We start from the raw sequence: 976 nt of genomic DNA on the forward strand, positions 1-976 counted from the left end.
GGCTCTTTGTCAAATCCTGTTGATAAAGAGTGATTTAAAGAATCAAGCAATATATAAATTGCTTGGTTCTTTTTCTTTAACTTTGTTTTCTTCTAATCTAATTCTTGTTAGTAAGTTAATGTAATTTGAGTATCCATAAGCAGTACGCTCAATCTGTTTAATCTTACGATTGAAACCTTCTAAACAACCATTAGAGTAGCTGAATCTAGCACCATTTAAGACTGCTCGTAAGTTATGCTTAAAGGTCAATAAAGTCTTGTGCATCAAAGTGCCAACCTCAGCTTTAGAATTAATTATTTCTTTCAAAGAATTAGTATCTCTAGCTTTAAGAGCAGCCATAAAGTCTTGCATTAAATTATACGCATTATCTAGCCTTGGATCACAACTAATACCTTCCATTACAACTTGTTCTTGAGTTAGATAGTCTTTGAAGTGCCAATTATAATGAGGGTGAATCTTATCTAAATCAACGAAAGACTTAAGATAAAGCTTCCAAGGTGATTTGAGCAGTTGATATTGCCTTGCTCGTTTATCAAAAGACTTCATGACTAAAACTCTTAAAGAATTAAAAGAGCGAGTTAACATCTGTACCATATGAAAACGATCAATGATAATTTCTGCATTAGGGAAACAAGCTCTAACAATATTTTGATAGTAAAAGTTTAAGTCCATAGAAACAGTTTTGACGTTAGCACGAGCACTAGGAGAGAATTTACCAAAGTATTTAAGTAAAGACTTTTTGTATCGGTTTCTGAGGATTTGAACCACTTCATGCTTTTGACCATCAAGATAAATAAAGTGTAGCTTTTTATCGACGCCTTTAAATTCATCAAAGGCTAAGTGTTCAGGTAAATAGTTATAGTTATCAATAAAACGATGAGAACAAGAAGCTAAAACGCGTTGAACAGTATTAACAGATAGATTATTCTCACGAGCAATACTAGTCATAGAACGGTCCTCAGTTAAAGCAGAAAGA

General features: G+C 32.8%; 1 protein-coding gene. It reads right to left on the reverse strand.

Features of this window, described 5'->3' with window-relative positions:
* Positions 1 to 42 precede the first annotated feature (42 nt).
* Positions 43 to 976: ISL3 family transposase (locus tag FC45_RS07435; protein WP_057706518.1), on the reverse strand; the 934-nt coding region annotated here is incomplete at its 5' end.

Source organism: Lactobacillus jensenii DSM 20557 (genome assembly GCF_001436455.1).
GTDB classification, from domain to species: Bacteria; Bacillota; Bacilli; order Lactobacillales; family Lactobacillaceae; genus Lactobacillus; species Lactobacillus jensenii.